This is a genomic window from Bacillus sp. FSL K6-3458, from assembly GCF_038005045.1.
In the GTDB taxonomy this organism is placed as follows: Bacteria; Bacillota; Bacilli; order Bacillales; family Bacillaceae; genus Bacillus; species Bacillus altitudinis.
Map to the genome: position 1 here is coordinate 3,008,347 of NZ_JBBOSI010000001.1, position 17,885 is coordinate 3,026,231.

The following is a 17,885-nucleotide window of genomic DNA, read 5'->3' on the forward strand; positions in this document are numbered from 1 at the left end:
AAACCATCATGATCTAAAAGGAGGCTGGCAATATCATGTATTACGGTTATTATGACTACTCGCCATATGACATGCGCCAAAACACAAGGATCATTGCAGACCTTGAAAAGGCCATCAATGGCGAATATTCTGCGATCCAATGCTATGAAAAACTTGCACAAAAAGCAAAAAATCCTGAAGCGAAAAAAATCATTCAAGAAATACGTCAGGATGAAGTCAGACATTATCAGCTATTTACAAAGCTATACTATTCTTTGACTGGTAAAAACCACAAACCAAGCATAACAGAGCCTTGTCCAGACCAATTTAGGGAAGGTCTCTTATTTGCCTTTAAAGACGAACAAAAAACAGTCGATTTTTACTTAACGGTATCAGACTATGTCCGTGATCAAGGAACAAAGGAATTAATGAAGCGTATTGCTCAAGATGAACAGCAGCATGCCGTCTGGTTTCTATATCTTTTAACGCACCATGTTTCTTAGTTACCCCTATTTTAATAGGAGATCGTATGTTCCGTCAAAAAATGAAATTGCTTTTTTGCTCATTCAATATGTGAAATAAAGGGCTGTCATCATCAAAACGCCTCTTCGCTTTTCCTTTTTTAATGATAAAACGACCTTTTGACCATAAAAAAACTCCTCTGCTACAAATCGCAGAGGAGTTTTTTGTTATTTAATGAAATTTTGCTTCATTACTTTGCTGCTGTTGTTTTAACAATCCATCAATCGATAGCATCTTGCTGCCACTAAGTGTCAAGTAAAGCGCCATGACCATTAAAGAAAGTTCAAATTCATAACCGCCCACAAATCCTCTTGCAAAACCAACTGTGATAATGGCTACAGCCATAATTGGCACAAATAAAGCTGCGAAAAGACGTGTGCCTAAACCTAGAATCAGGGCAATTCCACCAACCAGTTCAATTGTTTTGACAATATAGGCCATAAATTCAGGGACACCAATTTGACCAAAAAATGCAGCAGTGCCTCCTAGTCCACCTTGATATGCTTGAAGCCCATGTAAAAAGAAAATAATGCCTAAGATGACGCGTACAAAAAGTGTTCCTATTTCTTGATTTGTTTTCATATAGTGATTTCCTCCCATTTTTACACTACATCATGTAATGTTCATTCGTAAAAAAAATTAGTAATTTAAGTTGAGCATAATCATTAAGACCAACATGAGGATGGTTGATGTCACAATTGGGATAAGTGGTACATTGAACGGTATGTTGTATGTTGGGTTTAAGATTTTTTGGATTCTTAAATTCAATGCTCGATCTCCAAAGGACACGGCAAATTTTGTTTGTTTTTGAAACTGAGTTCTATTTTTAATGAGTTTCAAAAGGGCTTGCCCTACTCCAAGCTCAGTCCCTGTCTGCTGAATGGCATAGTCATCTGCAATGACTTCACGAAAAACGGAGTAACTTTGTCTCATATGCTTTAACACAGGAATGTACCAAATCACTTTTGTGAGCATAGAGAAAGCGAAAGTCTTTAAAGGATCGTAGCTGTATTTGTGATGTAATTCGTGATAGACAACAGCATCGATTTCCCCTTCATCCAGCATGTCTATAAGCGCTGTTGAGAGATACACTTTTGGCCGAAGCATCCCCATTGCGAAAGCAAGCGGTTCATGGCAATGAAACACAATGATCTCATTTCTATAATTGTCTGATAGACTTTGCGTTGAATGTTGATCGACTGCCATCATCATATTTCTTTTGAAATGAAGATACTTTCTGACCTGCTTTGTCATATAGAAAACGGCAAAACCAAGCGTATACAAGACGAACGCATCCAGAAAATACTTTAAAGGAGTGAATCCATAAAATTCGAGAACAGATTGACATACATGGATCAGGTTATATGCTTGATTCCAGCCAAAAAAGCTTGAGAGTACATAATAGCCCATCTGGTAAAAGATCACTAAGCCAATCAATATACCGCCTAAAAACAGCAGACTCGACTTCATTTTAATCATGTCGTTTCTCCTCTTTTTTGGATGCAAGCCTTGCTTCGAGTACCTTCAGTAATTCAGGATCAGCACTTTCAATTGCGTCCACCATATGATTGACTGCAAGGGGGCCGAAATCATCCATCAGTCCTTGAGTAATCCATTTCGTTTGCTCATTTAGAAATTCTTCTTTTGTTAAAACAGGGTTATAGATAGATGAACGCCCTTTTGTTTTCTTTTCCACAATTCCTTTTTCGGTTAATCGATTGAGTACCGTCATGACCGTGTTGAAATTAATTGGCTTCTCATCTGACAGCTTCTGCTGTACCTCTTTAATCGGCATATCCTCACCTTGATAAAGGATCTCCATAATCCTTCCTTCTAAAGGACCGAAAAAGCGGTTCAATCCCTTTTCGTTATATTTAAAAGAAGGAATTTTCATGTCATCACCTCACACTAAGCATTGTAGTGTAATTGAAAATGATAGTCAACAGATAACAAAAATAGGGGAAAATCGTTGTATATTGTATTTGTTTTTGAAAAAATTATATGTCATTTATATCAAAAAAATCTCTTTTCTAACAGAGTTAACCATAAGATAATCTTATGAAAATACTAAAAAAATTCGTATTTTATTTATAGAGACTTTTGTATTATAGTGAAGATAACAACATTTCACTTACTGAACAAATATACAGGAAGAAGGTTTATACGTGATGAAGCAAGGAAACAGCCTTCGAACCGATCTCATTTTGATTGCGGTAAGCGGTTTAGGTGGATTCCTTTTGTCTCTAACAGGGATGTCTATCGGCTGGATGATTGGCACATTAATGACAGCTGCATTTATTGCCCTGCGCCGTCCCGCCCTGTTTCAGCGTAAAGGAAAGAATACCTTACGTATTCACAGCAGATGGCTACTCCTTGGTCAATTCATTCTCGGAATCGAACTAGGACAAAAAATGAACATGAAAGTCCTTCACATTTTCGCTGAAAATTGGCTTCCCGTGAGTTTCATGCTCGTCTTTTCTATTTTATTAGCCATGCTCTCCGGGTTTGTTTTATGGAAGCTGAGTAAAACAGATATGCTGACCAGCTTTGTCGGCACTGCCCCCGGCGGTCTTTCCGCTATGCCTGGCATCGCCCAAGAGGTTGGAGCTAATACAGCTGTAGTGAGTCTCGTACAAACGATACGTGTGTTAATGGTCGTACTGACCATTCCATTTACGGTATTTTATTTAAATACAAAAAGCCAATCAGATGTGGTAGTCGCCCAAGGCAGCGCCTTCTCATCAGGCGTTTTCACAATATCAAACATTTCTTGGACTGCTGCACTCATTTTAGGGGCATGGATGATGTCACGCCTAGCCGTGCGTCTTCACTTTCCCGCCCCTTGGCTCATCGGCAGTATGTTAGGTGTGGCGGCTCTCCAAGTAGGGGCAGGCGCCTTGACAGGTCATGATTTGATTCCTTACTGGCCAGCCCAAGCGAACATTGCGTCACAGGTATTTCTAGGGGCAACCATCGGGTCAAAAATGAATAAACAAATGTTTGTCGGGCTAAAAAATACCTTGATTGTGGCCGTCGTCAGCTCAGCCGGATTGATTGCTGCGACCGTTCTCAGTTCAATTGCCATCGCAGAAATAACAGGTATTTCTGTCATTACGGCCATTCTTGCTTTTTCGCCTGGCGGTATTGCAGAAATGGCCACAACAGCTGTTACACTTCATGAGGATTCCACATTTGTTGTGGCTGTACAAGTCGTCAGAATTATTTTGGTCATCGCCATGCTGCCACCGTTTTTTCGTTTCTTACATCATGTCTGGGCAAAAAGACAGACTGATTATAAAGCCGCTAAATAAAAAGAGCCGCTTTGCATAAGCAGAGCGGCTTTCAGATGGTCTGACAACGGGCTAAAATGATGTTGATTTTAGCACGTTGTCTTCTTTTCAGCGTGATAGAAAACCTTTGAAGTCTAGAAAGGTCGAGCACCAGAGCGGAGCGAATTTGACATTCGTGAGCACTGGAGCGCAGACATGACAACGAATGCGAGGCTTTGTCTACACGCTGAGCCGCTTTGCATAAGCAGAGCGGCTCTTTTTTATTCATCATGATTCCTTTTTACACCGACTACTTGATCCTTTGAGATCGTTCCAAAATGCCGGCTGTCAAAGCTATGTATTCGATTATCTCCGATTACGAAGTAATGATTGTTTTGTATGTTCTGACGACCGGTGATGGCTTTCAGCTGAAAATCACCTGTTAGGACGTTGCCCATTTTATGTTTTTTCTGCTCTTTTAAATACGGCTCTTTCCATTTTACACCATCAACAAACAGTTGATCATCTTCATATTTGATTGTTTCTCCTGGAAGTCCAATGACCCGTTTGATCAAGATTTGATTTTTAGGGCCATGAAATAATACATAGTCAAACCGGCTAATTTTTGTGAGTTTTGGCGAGAACTTGTTAATTAATAATTCTGTTCCATCTGTAAATGTCGGGTCCATACTAACCCCTTCTACTTTGTACGTGACAAACATGAAATTCTTTACTTGGAACAACAAGACAATGCATGTAATAATCATGAACCATAGCAATGGCTTCTTTTTCATTAAAAGCCTCCTTTGTCCTCACGCTGACTCATCCGAATATTCAACCTATTTTCTACTCTCTTTCCAACATACCATAATAAAGCAATGACTAGAACCGCAAAAACACTTCTTAACGGATTCTTTACTAAAGCTGAAATGTCATAGCCGATAAAACTAATTATAAAGAGCATGACACACTTCCCTGATAAAGCAGCTAACGAGAACTGCCAGACGCTGATTCTTGATAGACCTGCTACGACATTAACGGCAGCAGAAGGTGTAAAAGGAAAGCAGAGTAAAATAAATAACGGACCAAATCCCCGCTTTTCAACCCAAAGCATTAGCTTTTGAATAGAAGGGTGTCTGCTAATAAAGTTCAACATCCTCATCTGTCCAAATTTTCTGATCAGTAAAAAGACAAGGATAGACCCTGCACTTGCACCAATCCAGGTCAATAAAAAGCCTTCCCATAGCCCAAAAGCATTTGCATTGGCCACCGCAAATGCCACGAGAGGTAAAAACGGTAGAAATGCTTCTATTAAAGGGAGTAATATAGCCACAATGGGTCCAAAAGCCTTGTAGCTTTCAAAAAATGATGTGATATTTTCATGAGTAAATATAGAAAGAAATAATGGCAACTTGTTTGACTCCTTCAAGGTTTGTCTATCTTTCATTTTACATGGAAAACATAAAAATATACAAATGAATCCCTCTCAGCCCCCCCTTGAGATTTTTTAACTCATCCGATATAATAAATAAGAACAAATGTTCTATAAACAAAGAAAGCAGGCATGGACATGACGAGATTATCAAGCGTACAGCTTCAGATGATGGAACAGGCCATCTTTCTTCCAATGGTCATCTCCATCCTCAATCGTGATTTGACGTACCTTAAAAAACATCAAACATTCAAACTAAATGAACCATATATTCAGCTAGTCACCTCTTCATTAAAAGAAGCACAAAAAGCCCTTTATCAACTGAAACAACAGTTACGTAAAGAAAAAATGAACGTACAGCAAATTGAACACGATGAAGGATTTACGACATATTTATTTCTGATAAATGGCTATGAAGAAAAGCATAAATATTTTAATCCCCGTATACGTCATCGTGTAGAGGAAATGCTCACCCATTATTTCCTCCATTCAGGAAAATAATATGGTTATATTTTACATTTAAAGAAGGAACTCTTCAGTTGTTGGCGAATTGATTGTTATACCAAAAATTAGGAGGTTCCAACTCATGTTCAAAAAAATAACAGTACTCACCTTAGCAGCAGGATTACTTGTGCCAAGCACAGTGTCAGCATTAGAACCACTGCAAACAGGAAAACAAGCCCCAGCAGCATCTGCACAAATAACAAGTGTAGCCTATACAACGGTTTCTATCGTTGGAAAACGAGTGAAGTTTGAAGTGAAAGCACTCGAAAATCCTTTCAACATGAATTACTATAATCGAATTGCTTGGACGAGTACGGACGAAGAGCCAAGTGTATTCAATGACAATATTCTATCGGTCATTGTCGCTAAAAAAACCGGACAGACTTATCAAGTCTTTTCATACGAAGCGCTCATTTCGGTAAAGGACAAGATTGAATCAGGTCAAAAGGTGTATGGCTGGGCGCTTGCTTTAAATGGTGTGTGGTACCCAACGATGCCTGCAACCATCTATTATTAAAAAAAGCCTGCCACAGTGGCAGGCTCCAGATTGTTGACAAAGGGCTAAAATGAACTTTATTTTAGCCCTTTGTCTTCTTTTCAGCGTGATAGAAAACCTTTGCAGTCTAGAAAGGACGAGTACTGGCGCGGAGCGAATTTCACATTCGTGAGCACCAGCACGCAGGACTGACAAAGAATGCGAGGGTTTGTCTACACGCTGAAGCCTGCCACAGCGGCAGGCTCTTTCTCCATTATGACAATTCGAGCTGTTTTCTCAGCTCTTGTCTCACTTCTTCTAATCCTGGTCCATCTAACTCAAAGTAATACACATTCCCAGGCTGGTAATCGTGCCCTTTTAACTGAATGGTATCCACTGATTTTAATGAACTCAGTAAAGGGAATAGACCGATCAACTGCTTCATGGATAAATTGGTGGAGACGTTATCCCCAAGTGTATCAATGATGTTGTCATAAGACGGTATGGAAGAAATGGATTTGGATTTTTCAAAGATGGCTTGAAGTGCTTCCATTTGGCGCTTTCCGCGCATGAGATCACTATCTGCCTTTCTCGTTCTCACAAACGCTAATGCTTCTTCACCACTGAGCGTATGCGTGCCGGTTTCCACATGAACTTTTCCTTTTGAATCCTTTTCCATTTGTTTTGCAATGCCTTCATCTTCAATCGTTACGTCAATTCCATTTAGCTCATCGACAATGTCTTGAAACGCCTTAAAGTTTCCTGCAATCACATAGTCTACCGGGATGTTTAACAAATTCTCTACCGTTTTGACTGATAAATCTGCACTCCCAAACGCATGGGCGTGAGCAATTTTATCATATCCTCTCCCCGGTATATCAACATAAGAATCACGAGGAATACTTAGGAGCTTGATCGTTTTGTCTGTTCGATTCACCGTCGCCAGTAAGACCGCATCACTTCTTGCTTCGTCTACCGTTTCACCTGGACGGCTGTCAATCCCTAAGAGCAACACCGAAAAGCTATCCTTTCCTGGATCAAAAGCTTTCACACGCTTTTGCGAGGTCTCTCCTCTTTCTAAAGATACTTGCGCTTTATTCGACGCTTTTGAAATTTTATAGTATGCGTATCCTGTGACAGATACTGCCATGATCATGACAAATGCCATGATAAACAGCACGACTTTCACCCAAGGTCTTAGCCTTCTTTTTGATCTTGTTTTCTCCTTCATCCTTTCCGAACCCTCACTCTATCTTAGTCTCACAATGTAGGTTCCACTATAACATATTTTGATGAAAGTTTCCTGCACGCAACATATTTTTATGTATCCACAATAAAAAAGCTGCTCAAAATGAGCAGCTTCAGATTGCTGACAAAGGGCTAAAATGAACTTTATTTTAGCCCTTTGTCTTCTTTTCAGCGTGATAGAAAACCTTTGCAGTCTAGGAAGGACGAGTACTGGCGCGGAGCGAATTTCACATTCGTGAGCACCTGCACGCAGGACTGACACCGAATGCGAGGGTTTGTCTACACGCTGAAGCTGCTCAAAATGAGCAGCTTTTCATCCATTACTTTTGTTCAATTCCTTTTTTCACTTCATCAATCATCGCATTCAATGATTCAAGGCCGCCGCCTGCTAAATACCACATGTCAGAGTTTAAATACACCACATGATTGTTTTTAACCGCTTTGACTGATTTCACATAATCATTTTCAACAAGCTGTTTTGCAGACGTTTCTTCTCCAATCGCCGCGCCTCGATCCACGACAAATAAGTAATCTGGGTTCGTTTTGACCATATACTCATACGAAATGCTTTGTCCATGTTTATCAGATGGCTCTAGCTTTTGATCTGCTGGTGTGATCCCAAATACATCATGGATCAGACCATATCTTGACTTAGGACCAAATGCCGTCATTTTGCTGTCGTTCGCCATGATGACGAGACCATTTTTGTTTAACTCTTTTGCTTGTTTCTTTAATGCATCTACTTTTTGATCAATGGCAGACAGTTCTTTTTTCACTTGGTCTTCTTTATCGAAAATCTTTCCTAACGTTTCGGCATTCTTTTTGAATGATTCCATATAGTTTGCGTTATCTACATCCATATAAATCGTCGGAGCAATTTCAGAAAATTCATCAAATGCATCTGCTTGGCGGTGCTGAATAATGATCAAGTCAGGGTGAATCTCTGCAATTTTTTCAAAGTTTGGTTCTTTTAACCCGCCGACATTCTCATATTTGTCACTTTCATATTTAGATAAATATGTAGGGATCACTTGTTTTGGTAAGGCTGTCACGTTGACACCAAGCTTATCAAGTGTATCGAGACTTCCCATATCAAAGACGACGACTTTTTTCGGGTTTTTCTTGACCTTCACACCGTCTTTATTCAACATATCCTTTACTGTTACGGTTTCCTCATTCGTTCCCGCTGTTTCTCCTTGGTTACCACAGGCAGCAAGGACAGCAATCGCTGTTAATACTGTTATCATCCAAATCCATTTTTTCATGATTGATCACCTCTTCATTTTTTCAAGAAAAATATAAGCAAATACGCTCACCACGAATGACTTCGATCGGTATGCGCATGTCATAAATGTGTTCAAGTGCTTCTGTTTGAATCACTTCATCAACGCTTCCTTCTTTGATCACCTGACCCTCTTTTAAGGCGACGATGTGATCTGAATAGACAGATGCAAAGTTAATATCATGGAGAACAACAACAATCGTTTTTCCAAGATCTTTCACGAGCTGCTGAAACAGCTTCATCATTTCAACTGAATGGTTCATATCTAAATTATTTAAAGGCTCATCTAAGAAAATATAATCCGTATCCTGAGCTAGCACCATGGCAATAAAGGCTCTCTGCCTTTGTCCGCCGCTTAGTTCATCTAAATATTGATGCTGGATTTCGACGAGTCTCATGTATTGAAGCGACACATCTATCATGTTCTCATCTTCTTTTGTCAAGCGGCCTTGAGAGTAAGGAAAGCGGCCAAAGCTGACAAGCTCACGAACGGTCAAACGCACACTCATGTGGTTCGACTGCTTCAAGATGCTCATTTTTTTCGCAAGCTCCTGAGGAGAGTACGCACGATAAGGTTTATCCTCTAAATAAGCTTCCCCAGTATCAGGTTGAATCAGGCGGCTCATGATGGACAAAAGCGTACTTTTGCCTGCGCCATTTGGACCAATGAGAGAGGTCAGCTGTCCTTTTTTTACACTGACAGTTGTTTCGTGAAGCACTGTTTTTCCGTTATATGTCTTACTGACTCCCTTCATCACGACCATGAACGACTCTCCTTTAAAAGTAGATAAATAAAATACAGTCCGCCGACTAAATCAATCAGCACACTAAGCGGTGTTTGAAACGTAAATACCTTTTCCACAAGAAATTCCCCGCCTACAAGCGCAATGACACTAATGAAAAACGAGCCTAATAGCAAGTACGTGTGCCGATATGTACGAAACAGCTCTCTTGCCACATTTACAACGAGTAAGCCAAGAAACGTAATTGGGCCGACGAGGGCCGTCGCAATCGAAACAAGGACGGCAATGACGATCAGCATCTTTTTTGTGATCCTGTCATAGTCAATCCCGAGATTCACAGCCTGTTCCTTTCCTAATGACATGACATCTAATTTCGCGCGGAAGGTCCATATATAAAGACAAAGTGCCGCAAATAAAAGAGAAGCGAAGAGTAAAATATCTGTGTTCATGTGATTAAAGCTGGCAAAGGACTTGTCCTGTACGACTTGGTATTCATTCGGGTCAATGAGCATTTCCATAAAGGAAGAAAGACTTTTGAACAATGTTCCAAACACAATCCCGACAAGCAGGAGTAAGAAAATATGCTTGTTTTTGCGCTTGAACATGACCGTATAGAGCAGCACAGAAAAAAGAATCATTAATCCAACGCAGAGAAAGAAATTCAGGTTCTTATTCGCGATCATCATATTGGTCGATCCAAAAAGATAAATAATCGCCGTTTGCAAAAACAAGTAAAGCGCGTCTAACCCTAAAATGCTTGGCGTTAAGATTCGGTTATTGGTCAATGTTTGAAACACAACAGAGGAAAAGGCAATCGCGCCTCCTGTCAAAGTCATGGCAAGCACCTTTTTTAAACGGCTCGGCACTGTGTACTCCCAGTACCCCATTTGAAAGGTGACGAAGATGACAACGAATACGGCTGCAATGGCTGCAATGAGAAATAATGTTCGTTTCTTATGCATAGCGCTTCCTCCTTAATAACATGTACAGGAAGATCGCACTTCCAATGATGCCAACCATAAGCCCGACAGATATTTCATATGGATAAATGATCACCCGTCCGAGTACATCACATATGAGCACAAAAATGGCCCCTAATAAAGCCGTATGCGGCAGGCTCTTTTTCAAGTGATCCCCTCGGTAGATCGATACAATATTCGGAATGATTAAGCCGAGGAATGGCAGCATGCCAACAGTCAAAATCGTTACAGAAGTAATCATCGAAACAATCACCAAACCAACTGCCATGACACGTTTATACGTTAAACCTAAATTGACGGCAAAGCTCTCACCCATACCAGCCACTGTAAAGCGGTCAGCATATAAATACGCGATGATCAATAGAGGAACACTTACATAGAGCAGTTCATAACGCCCCTGAACAATAAGAGAAAAATCCCCTTGCAGCCATGCGGATACGTTTTGGATCAAATCATATTTATAGGCTATAAACGTGGAAATTGAACTAACAATTCCGCCAAACATTAAGCCGACTAACGGTACGTAGATCGTATCGTTCACCTTAATATGGCGTAAAATTTTTAAGAATAATAGATTGCCAGCTAACGTAAATAAAAACGCAATCGCCATTTTCATCAGTGGGCTTGCCTGTGTAAAAACAAGCATGGCGGTTAAAATACCCAGCTTGGCCCAATCCATTGTTCCTGCAGTCGTTGGAGAGACAAATTTATTTCTCGTCATGCTTTGCATGATAAAACCGCATAAGCTCAGGCTCATGCCAGCAAGCACAATACTCATTAGCCGCGGGATGCGACTTGAAAATAAGGTGTTCATTTGTTCATCTGATAGATGAAACAACTGTAAAAGAGACAGGTCCTGTACCCCGACAAACAGCGACGCACATGCCAAACACACAAACAACAAACTTAATTGGTACAACTTCATACAGGGTTCACACTTTCTATCAAGCTCTCTGCCACAAATGATTATCATTATCAATTAAGCGACAGTTCATATATTATCATATTTAGTGAAATATTCAATAGTAGAATGAGGGTGAAAACCGCATAAAAAAACAGCTTTTGGAATCAGCTGCTTTTTACGCTTCAATATTCAATTGAAACTGCCCCTGCAGTTCCTCTTCAGCCTCTTGAAATAACTGCCGCAAATTCTCTGCATAATCACCAAGCTCGTCTTTGCTTGCTTGATAATGAATCCACGTGAGCTCTACAGGCAAGCTCACTTCTCCTGTTAAACAGTCCCAAAGGGCATCAAGATTTTTGCCGTAATGATCAGGAAGTTGTAACACTGTTTTTAGTTGATCATGAAGCTCCTCTTGTGATCTGCACATCGCACCATTTAGCTGTACTTTTTTCATTTCCCTCCCCCTCTTCTGTCTTTATTTTAAACGAATTGGAGAGGAAAGAGAAAGAATCCATTTCACTTTTGCCTCTCTCTGAAACTTAAACTAAACAAGATCAGACAGGCAGACAACACGAGCATGAAAAAGAGCGTTAACACTGTCTGAGTACCGTACATATCAGCAAAGAGACCAACGAACACACTTGGTATGCCAAGACCTAGATACGCAAACAAGTAATATCCAGCAACGGCTCTAGCCGCTTCCTTCTTCCCTTTCTCAACAATCAGCTGGAGACCTCCTAAGTAAGTAAATCCATAGCAAGCTGTGCCCGCTAAAAGAGTTCCAGCAAGGACAAGGAATATGGACCCGCTATTAGCACCGAATAACAGCAGGCCATATCCACACGGAAGACAAATAAAACCGATACGAAGCGCTGCACTGCTATTCATCTTTCGGACAAAAGGCTGCATCAGAACACCTGCCATATTAATAAAAAACAGCGCCGGGCCTACCCACAATTCATAGCCATTTAATTTAAGCTGTGCTGGCAAAATCGAAATGACAAGACCGCACACAGACCATGCGAGAGCAATGGCTATGTTCGCAGGCATTGTCCCTTTTGGAAACCTCGGCATGTTCATTAGCGGTTTACTTGCCTCCCCTTGTACAGGCGGCACCAAAAAGAATACAGCAACAATCGTCAACATAATCAAGACCAACACAATCCAATAGCTAAGAGGCGTCAGTGACACTTGCTCAAAAGAAAGAATCGCTGTAAAAAGAGCACCTCCCCCAAATCCAATTGAACTGCATAATGCGATAAACGTTGGGATCCAGCCCGATTTCTCTGGATATAAAGCAATCAAGTAGGCAGTACATGTGCCAACACTTAGCCCAAGTCCCACTCCTTGCAGCAGCCGGGCGACAAAGAGCATTTGTATAGTCGGATGCACGATCATGAGCAGGGTGGCACATAATGAAAAGCAAAGTGCGATCAATAAAATCGGTTTTCGTCCTGCCCGGTCAGACATGCCGCCAAGTAACAGTAATACTGGAATCAGTCCGAAAACATACGCAGCAAACACAAGGGCTGTTGACGCCTTTCCGTATCCTGCCTGCTCTGCATATTCCGTATAAAGAGGGACTTGCAAGTTCACTGCTGTTGTAATCATAAAAAGGCTAAATAAAACGAACACAAACGGAATCATAGATAGCTGTGCTGTTTCTTCTTTTGATGCAGGAATCATGTTACTCTCTCCTCTGTGTAAATGATATGAACCAGTGTACACATGATTTGGATTTCTTCCCACATCCAAAAATGAAGCTATTGACCAGTCCATAATTCCATGTCATCATCATGATGACATGACAAAGGAAAGAAGGTGCACTGTGTACATTCATTTAGACCGTTCCAGCTCTACCCCGCTCTGGCAGCAAATCGTCAATGGCATCATTCAAAAAATTCATACAAACACACTGAATCCTGATGATCAGTTGACTCCGTCAAGAGTATTAGCACAAGAGCTCAACGTATCTCGATCCACCGTACAGCTTGCCTATGATGAACTGCTGGCAAGAGGTTATGTCAGCACCTCTAGAAGAGGCGGAACAAAGGTCATTTCAAGTGATCACAATGCTGCTTCTCCCCCACATCAAAACGAACCGCCTTTTGCACTTCCGACAAGACCTCACTTTGACGAGGCTGAAAAACAAATGGATCACTGGCTCTCGGCCAATCAATTTCATGACACACTTGAGATTGATTTCCGCCATCAAGAACCAGCCATCGACGACCATTTTCAAAACATATGGAAACGCTCGCTTCTAAAAGCATTACAGCGCTTAAATATGAAAGATTGGGGTTATTCTTCTCCGCATGGATTATGGGAAGTGCGTTCAGAGATTCGCCAATACTTATCGGTTGAACGCGGCATTGATATAGAAGAAGACCAAATCGTGTTAACAGGGGGCACACAACAAGCCATTGACTTAATTTCACAAGTCATGCTCAAAAAAGGAGATACAGTCGCAGTTGAAGATCCTGGTTTTCCTGGAGCTAGGTTGTCCTTTTTACATCGCGAAATGACTATTTACCCCGCACCAGTCGATGAAGAAGGAATGATGGTGAATACATTGCCAGAACGTACAAAACTGATCGCTGTAACGCCCTCTCATCAGCGGCCAACCGGAGTCTGTATGAGCGTCAATAGAAGACGGGAGCTGCTGCAGTTTGCTGCGAAGGCTCAATCTTACATATTAGAAGATGATTTTGATGGGGATTATCGTTATCATGGCGGACCGCTTCCTTCTTTATTTTCAGAAGCACCCGATCATGTGATCTATATTGTCAGTTTTTCCAAGGTACTTGCTCCAGGCATCCGCCTTGCTGCCATCATCGGCTCCAAAGCAGTCATCAAAGAAATCGCTGCACTGCAATCACTTATTCAAAGACAGCTGCCGATCATGGAGCAAATCACTCTTGCCTCTTTTTTCAGAGAAGGAGAGTTTACGCGATATGTCAGGCGGATGAGACAGGTGTATAAAAAACGGCAGGCAGCGATGATGGATGCTCTTTTGACACATCACTTTGACAAACACTTCCGTTTATATGGAACTGATACAGGCCTTCACGTCTTTTTGGAAGGAACACCAGACTTTGATGAACAAGGTACGATTGAGGCCGCAAAAGCGGCAGGTGTCGGCATTTATCCATTAAGCCCCTATTGTTATGAAAGCAAAAGGAAAGGGTTGCTGCTTGGTTTTGCCTGTACGGATGAAGCCATGATTCAAGAAGGTGTTCGCCGATTAAAGCAAACACTGCACATCTAAAAAAGCCTGGAAGTCTCTCTTCCAGGCTTTTCATTGTGATTGCTGAACGTTTCCCACTTCTTCAATGAAAGAGGCTGTCTCTTGCAATCCATCTTGAAAATGTTGAGTGGCTGACATAAACAGCTTTTCTTGATCAGGACGCTTTAACAGCTGCTCTACCTTGCTAATTCCTTTTTCAAATGAAGCAAGACCTGTCTTTAATTGTTTGTCTGCCTTTTGATACACAGCTGGCACTTCTTGATGAGTAAGCCCTTTTTGAATGACACGGTCGAATGCTTTCGTCGCTTTTGTCAATTTTTCATTCACTTGAATTTTTCCGTGTCCATCTGAAATAAATTGATCGGTCATGTTTTCATATGCTTCATTTAACTCATCCATATAACGCTGAACCCATTGTTCATACGCAGCTTCTTTTGTGTTTTGTTTTGAAGGCGGCTGACCTGCTTGATTGCAGGCTGTGAGTAGTGTCACTGTCACGGTAAATAGCAGCATCAAATGCCATCGTTTTTTCATACACGGCCCCCATTTCTCTTTCCCATTTGTTCATATCGGTCAAATATGATCAACTTTTACCTCATACGAACACCTTGCAAGAAATGACTTATTTTTATTGTAACAGACCGCATGTATCACTTCTGTGATTTATGCGGAAATGAATGAAAATCCTTCTAATGGTTCACATTTCCCTGCCATTTCATGATGATACAGTCAATAGACGACGAGAAAGGCACATTTGGTTTCAATCTATTTCATTTTCGCCATTTTTTCTCAAATAAAAAAGACCCCTTTCGGCGCCTTTTCCTTAGATGTATGGATTTCAAATGATGATCTTTCTTAGCATGGAAGCTGCCTTATATTCTGCTCTGCATAGCGGCAACACCCTCTATGATCCTACCAATTTATTGCAGCTTTCCTTTACAAGCAATCTCCAGCTCTTCTACCACCTTGCCATCTTGAATGAGGTATGCTTTTTCATGAAGATTCACAGCAGGACAGATGTGATTCGGAATCATTTGCACCTTCTCACCGATCTGTACACTTTGACGAAAGCCTTCATGATAGATAATGGCATGCTCGTCAAATACGCTTGAAACAAATACATCATCATATTCTTTCACTTTGCCTAAGCCCTCTGTTTTGGTCAGCCCTTTTGTACGCGTTTGTGCCGTCAGCCCCTTGGCCCCTACATCTGTAATCACCCGGCGCTCTGTCGGTTTACTAATGACCGTCGTCAGCACAGATGCTGCACAATGTGAATATGTGCCGATTACATTGGACTGGGAAGCATCCATCAAGATGTATGTGCCTGGCCGTATTTCAGTGACTCCTTTTGGAATATCAAATTGAAATAAAAATGGCGGTGTTGATCCAATACTGACGACCTCTAGCGGCATACCAGCTTCTTCTGCAATCTGCGCAAAACGGAGCGTTCGATTAACAGCCTCCTTGTATAATGTCCGGCAATGTGCTTTACTTTCCGCTTGATACGTATGACCATCATGAGAAAAAATCCCCTTTAAATGAACGGCATCACTTGTTTGAATCGCCTCTAATATGTGGCAGAAATCACGTTCTTCAATGACACCAGACCTTCCCTCTCCAACCTCTATCTCAATTAAAACCTCCGCTTTTTTCTCTGATTCACAAAAGACTTGCTCAATCTGCTTCACATGCTCAACACAATCTATACCGAATGAAATCTGTATCGACTCTGCCAGTTTACGAATCCGCTTGAGTTTAATCTCACCTACAATTTGATTGGCGATAAAAATATCCTTGAGCCCATGGGCTGCCATTACTTCAGCCTCTCCTACTTTCGCCACCGTAATGCCAGATGCACCTTTCTCTTCCTGCAGCTTGGCAAGTGCAGGCGTTTTATGAGTTTTCGTATGAGGGCGCAATTTGACATGCTGACGGTCTGCGTATTGCTGCATCGCCGCTACATTCTCCATCATCACCCGTTTATCAATGAGTAGTGCCGGCGTATCCAGTTCTTCATACATCATCCCCATGACCCCTTTCGTTATATAAAAAATTATATGATATAGATAAATTATATATTTTTTTATACGATAATCAATGGTTTTTTCTGCAAAAAAGTGATGACGATGAGTAAGCAGTCCAGCGGCTGTCTGCCGCTGGTCTCTCACTAATAACGATTACGAAGTTCTCTTAAGATAAAATCATACACAAGGTTGAGCTGCTGTTCCTTTGGATACAGCATAAATTCTTGTTTCTTAGGAAGACCTCCATCAAGTCGATCTTGAAATTTTGTTCGGAGATACGCTGTTCGGTGTACCTGACTCTCAAATGACTTATATGAGACATCTAGTTTGACCGATTGCTCATTTGTAAAAGTAACAACCGTATCTCCGAGGGATGATTCCTGAAAGATATGAATGTATTTGTGGGAGATCCATCCGCATTGAGGGCGGTTGGATGAATAGGTTGGGAAGAAATACAGATGATTGGATGAGTCAATCACGATGGGAGGCTTGTGTGATATACCTGTTACTTCATATGTTCCCGCTTTTCTGCCTGCATAGCTTGAGCCAAAGAACCTGCAACTGCGTTCTATAATTTGCAGCGGCTTTAATTCAACGTAAAAGCTTGTCTCTCTTTCGATCACTTTTGAATATACTCGTTTTCCTTCTTCAACCGGAAGGACCGCCATTGTTGTTTGATTAATGACGTATGAATCTAATGGTGTTTCACTAATTCCTGACACTTCATTTCCTCCTGTGTTAATTTTTGGTTATTTTAGATACTATTAATCTATCACCAACGTATAAGAAACGACAGGATTTTTTCAATATTTATTTAAAATTATCTTTTTATCATGTTTTTTAGTACATTCGATCTATCTAAAAGCCATTTTTAAAGATATATCGCATCTTGTCGACTGGACAAGGGGTGTCGATATGGCTCAAAAATAAATTGTCTAAAAATTATAAATTCTTGTTGATTTTTTCTCCGCCAATCCATATACTATAAAAAAGGCATCGGGGGGATTCTTTATGAAAGAGAAAAAAACGTATGCTGAGCTCATGAAGTCCCGCAACACCCAAAAAACCGAAGAAAACGGCGTGACGATTTTAGACATCTATATTCAAATGGTTTTAGATGAGGCGCTTTATAAACAGCGCTTAACCTTCCTTAGAGAAGAGATTGACAAGGCTCTAGATCAGCGTGATGAAAAGCGATTCAACGACCTGTCAGCTCAATATGCAGAACACTGCTTACATTAATTATGATGATTTTACTTGCGGCAGAGAGACA

21 protein-coding genes are annotated in these 17,885 nt (G+C 40.9%); 6 read left to right on the forward strand and 15 right to left on the reverse strand.

Going from position 1 to position 17,885, the window contains the following annotated elements:
- Positions 1-35: 35 nt before the first annotated feature.
- The gene (locus tag MHH23_RS15875) at positions 36-482 is read left to right on the forward strand and encodes a ferritin-like domain-containing protein (protein WP_007499129.1); all 447 of its coding nucleotides are present in this window, start codon (positions 36-38) and stop codon (positions 480-482) included.
- Positions 483-672: 190 nt separating this feature from the next.
- Here MHH23_RS15875 and MHH23_RS15880 read toward each other — a convergent pair whose 3' ends face one another.
- Genes MHH23_RS15880 through MHH23_RS15890 form a run of 3 tightly spaced genes read right to left on the reverse strand, consistent with a single transcriptional unit; the run spans position 673 to position 2,395 of the window.
- Positions 673-1,083: a DoxX family protein gene (locus MHH23_RS15880; protein ID WP_008348626.1), complete on the reverse strand. Its 411-nt coding sequence runs from the start codon at positions 1,081-1,083 to the stop codon at positions 673-675.
- Between the two features lie 57 nt (positions 1,084-1,140).
- The gene (locus MHH23_RS15885) at positions 1,141-1,980 is read right to left on the reverse strand and encodes a M56 family metallopeptidase (RefSeq protein ID WP_025207106.1); all 840 of its coding nucleotides are present in this window, start codon (positions 1,978-1,980) and stop codon (positions 1,141-1,143) included.
- Positions 1,973-2,395 carry a BlaI/MecI/CopY family transcriptional regulator gene (locus MHH23_RS15890; RefSeq protein WP_007499135.1) on the reverse strand — a complete coding sequence of 141 codons (423 nt, stop codon included), beginning with the start codon at positions 2,393-2,395 and terminating at the stop codon, positions 1,973-1,975. Before MHH23_RS15890 ends, MHH23_RS15885 begins: the two co-directional genes overlap by 8 nt.
- Before the next feature lie 274 nt (positions 2,396-2,669).
- Between MHH23_RS15890 and MHH23_RS15895 the strand changes: the two genes are divergently transcribed.
- Complete coding sequence (locus MHH23_RS15895; RefSeq protein ID WP_024720016.1) at positions 2,670-3,812, forward strand: AbrB family transcriptional regulator; 1,143 nt, start codon at positions 2,670-2,672, stop codon at positions 3,810-3,812.
- 239 nt (positions 3,813-4,051) lie between these two features.
- Here the strand turns inward: MHH23_RS15895 and lepB are convergent, their stop codons facing one another.
- Positions 4,052-4,564: a signal peptidase I gene (gene lepB / locus MHH23_RS15900; RefSeq protein ID WP_007499139.1), complete on the reverse strand. Its 513-nt coding sequence runs from the start codon at positions 4,562-4,564 to the stop codon at positions 4,052-4,054.
- Positions 4,564-5,181, reverse strand: a complete 618-nt coding sequence (locus MHH23_RS15905) for a TVP38/TMEM64 family protein (RefSeq protein ID WP_243825096.1) — start codon at positions 5,179-5,181, stop codon at positions 4,564-4,566. The genes lepB and MHH23_RS15905 overlap by 1 nt, the downstream gene beginning before the upstream one ends.
- Positions 5,182-5,340: 159 nt before the next feature.
- Between MHH23_RS15905 and MHH23_RS15910 the strand changes: the two genes are divergently transcribed.
- Together MHH23_RS15910 and MHH23_RS15915 are read left to right on the forward strand one after the other, a co-directional pair.
- Positions 5,341-5,703: a hypothetical protein gene (locus MHH23_RS15910; protein ID WP_017360224.1), complete on the forward strand. Its 363-nt coding sequence runs from the start codon at positions 5,341-5,343 to the stop codon at positions 5,701-5,703.
- Positions 5,704-5,788: 85 nt separating this feature from the next.
- Positions 5,789-6,223: an enoyl-CoA hydratase gene (locus tag MHH23_RS15915; RefSeq protein ID WP_340959818.1), complete on the forward strand. Its 435-nt coding sequence runs from the start codon at positions 5,789-5,791 to the stop codon at positions 6,221-6,223.
- Between the two features lie 232 nt (positions 6,224-6,455).
- Here the strand turns inward: MHH23_RS15915 and MHH23_RS15920 are convergent, their stop codons facing one another.
- The 7 genes from MHH23_RS15920 to MHH23_RS15950 form a co-directional block, all read right to left on the reverse strand.
- Positions 6,456-7,412, reverse strand: a complete 957-nt coding sequence (locus tag MHH23_RS15920; protein WP_007499147.1) for an LCP family protein — start codon at positions 7,410-7,412, stop codon at positions 6,456-6,458.
- Positions 7,413-7,749: 337 nt separating this feature from the next.
- Positions 7,750-8,694: a siderophore ABC transporter substrate-binding protein gene (locus MHH23_RS15925; RefSeq protein ID WP_340959820.1), complete on the reverse strand. Its 945-nt coding sequence runs from the start codon at positions 8,692-8,694 to the stop codon at positions 7,750-7,752.
- Between the two features lie 22 nt (positions 8,695-8,716).
- A complete protein-coding gene (locus tag MHH23_RS15930; RefSeq protein WP_019743341.1) occupies positions 8,717-9,475 on the reverse strand; it encodes an iron ABC transporter ATP-binding protein in 759 nt (252 codons plus the stop codon).
- Positions 9,466-10,416, reverse strand: coding sequence for an iron chelate uptake ABC transporter family permease subunit (locus MHH23_RS15935; protein WP_039963452.1), 951 nt, complete (start codon positions 10,414-10,416; stop codon positions 9,466-9,468). The genes MHH23_RS15930 and MHH23_RS15935 overlap by 10 nt, the downstream gene beginning before the upstream one ends.
- Positions 10,409-11,359: an ABC transporter permease gene (locus MHH23_RS15940; protein WP_017366964.1), complete on the reverse strand. Its 951-nt coding sequence runs from the start codon at positions 11,357-11,359 to the stop codon at positions 10,409-10,411. Before MHH23_RS15940 ends, MHH23_RS15935 begins: the two co-directional genes overlap by 8 nt.
- 154 nt (positions 11,360-11,513) lie before the next feature.
- Positions 11,514-11,792, reverse strand: a complete 279-nt coding sequence (locus tag MHH23_RS15945; protein WP_017360231.1) for a barstar family protein — start codon at positions 11,790-11,792, stop codon at positions 11,514-11,516.
- 62 nt (positions 11,793-11,854) lie between these two features.
- Positions 11,855-13,024: an MFS transporter gene (locus MHH23_RS15950; protein WP_212360640.1), complete on the reverse strand. Its 1,170-nt coding sequence runs from the start codon at positions 13,022-13,024 to the stop codon at positions 11,855-11,857.
- A 142-nt stretch (positions 13,025-13,166) separates the two neighbouring features.
- Between MHH23_RS15950 and pdxR the strand changes: the two genes are divergently transcribed.
- Positions 13,167-14,606: a MocR-like pyridoxine biosynthesis transcription factor PdxR gene (gene pdxR, locus MHH23_RS15955; protein WP_340959822.1), complete on the forward strand. Its 1,440-nt coding sequence runs from the start codon at positions 13,167-13,169 to the stop codon at positions 14,604-14,606.
- Between the two features lie 30 nt (positions 14,607-14,636).
- Here the strand turns inward: pdxR and MHH23_RS15960 are convergent, their stop codons facing one another.
- From MHH23_RS15960 to MHH23_RS15970, 3 genes are all read right to left on the reverse strand, one after another.
- Positions 14,637-15,119, reverse strand: coding sequence for a hypothetical protein (locus tag MHH23_RS15960; protein ID WP_008348662.1), 483 nt, complete (start codon positions 15,117-15,119; stop codon positions 14,637-14,639).
- 386 nt (positions 15,120-15,505) lie between these two features.
- Positions 15,506-16,612 carry a D-TA family PLP-dependent enzyme gene (locus MHH23_RS15965; protein WP_268430746.1) on the reverse strand — a complete coding sequence of 369 codons (1,107 nt, stop codon included), beginning with the start codon at positions 16,610-16,612 and terminating at the stop codon, positions 15,506-15,508.
- A 143-nt stretch (positions 16,613-16,755) separates the two neighbouring features.
- Entirely contained in the window at positions 16,756-17,334 is a 579-nt protein-coding gene (locus tag MHH23_RS15970; RefSeq protein ID WP_017366958.1) for a competence protein ComK, read from the reverse strand.
- Positions 17,335-17,623: 289 nt separating this feature from the next.
- Between MHH23_RS15970 and MHH23_RS15975 the strand changes: the two genes are divergently transcribed.
- The gene (locus tag MHH23_RS15975) at positions 17,624-17,854 is read left to right on the forward strand and encodes an IDEAL domain-containing protein (protein WP_003210924.1); all 231 of its coding nucleotides are present in this window, start codon (positions 17,624-17,626) and stop codon (positions 17,852-17,854) included.
- The last annotated feature ends 31 nt before the right edge of the window (positions 17,855-17,885 follow it).

What these genes read in the sequence shown, in the direction of transcription:
- MHH23_RS15875 (WP_007499129.1), top strand. Translation starts at nt 36, where the DNA reads ATGTATTACGGTTATTATGACTACTCGCCATATGACATGCGCCAAAAC.
- MHH23_RS15880 (WP_008348626.1), bottom strand. Translation starts at nt 1,083, where the DNA reads ATGAAAACAAATCAAGAAATAGGAACACTTTTTGTACGCGTCATCTTA.
- MHH23_RS15885 (WP_025207106.1), bottom strand. Translation starts at nt 1,980, where the DNA reads ATGATTAAAATGAAGTCGAGTCTGCTGTTTTTAGGCGGTATATTGATT.
- MHH23_RS15890 (WP_007499135.1), bottom strand. Translation starts at nt 2,395, where the DNA reads ATGAAAATTCCTTCTTTTAAATATAACGAAAAGGGATTGAACCGCTTT.
- MHH23_RS15895 (WP_024720016.1), top strand. Translation starts at nt 2,670, where the DNA reads ATGAAGCAAGGAAACAGCCTTCGAACCGATCTCATTTTGATTGCGGTA.
- lepB (WP_007499139.1), bottom strand. Translation starts at nt 4,564, where the DNA reads ATGAAAAAGAAGCCATTGCTATGGTTCATGATTATTACATGCATTGTC.
- MHH23_RS15910 (WP_017360224.1), top strand. Translation starts at nt 5,341, where the DNA reads ATGACGAGATTATCAAGCGTACAGCTTCAGATGATGGAACAGGCCATC.
- MHH23_RS15915 (WP_340959818.1), top strand. Translation starts at nt 5,789, where the DNA reads ATGTTCAAAAAAATAACAGTACTCACCTTAGCAGCAGGATTACTTGTG.
- MHH23_RS15920 (WP_007499147.1), bottom strand. Translation starts at nt 7,412, where the DNA reads ATGAAGGAGAAAACAAGATCAAAAAGAAGGCTAAGACCTTGGGTGAAA.
- MHH23_RS15925 (WP_340959820.1), bottom strand. Translation starts at nt 8,694, where the DNA reads ATGAAAAAATGGATTTGGATGATAACAGTATTAACAGCGATTGCTGTC.
- MHH23_RS15930 (WP_019743341.1), bottom strand. Translation starts at nt 9,475, where the DNA reads ATGGTCGTGATGAAGGGAGTCAGTAAGACATATAACGGAAAAACAGTG.
- MHH23_RS15935 (WP_039963452.1), bottom strand. Translation starts at nt 10,416, where the DNA reads ATGCATAAGAAACGAACATTATTTCTCATTGCAGCCATTGCAGCCGTA.
- MHH23_RS15940 (WP_017366964.1), bottom strand. Translation starts at nt 11,359, where the DNA reads ATGAAGTTGTACCAATTAAGTTTGTTGTTTGTGTGTTTGGCATGTGCG.
- MHH23_RS15945 (WP_017360231.1), bottom strand. Translation starts at nt 11,792, where the DNA reads ATGAAAAAAGTACAGCTAAATGGTGCGATGTGCAGATCACAAGAGGAG.
- MHH23_RS15950 (WP_212360640.1), bottom strand. Translation starts at nt 13,024, where the DNA reads ATGATTCCTGCATCAAAAGAAGAAACAGCACAGCTATCTATGATTCCG.
- MHH23_RS15960 (WP_008348662.1), bottom strand. Translation starts at nt 15,119, where the DNA reads ATGAAAAAACGATGGCATTTGATGCTGCTATTTACCGTGACAGTGACA.
- MHH23_RS15965 (WP_268430746.1), bottom strand. Translation starts at nt 16,612, where the DNA reads ATGATGTATGAAGAACTGGATACGCCGGCACTACTCATTGATAAACGG.
- MHH23_RS15975 (WP_003210924.1), top strand. Translation starts at nt 17,624, where the DNA reads ATGAAAGAGAAAAAAACGTATGCTGAGCTCATGAAGTCCCGCAACACC.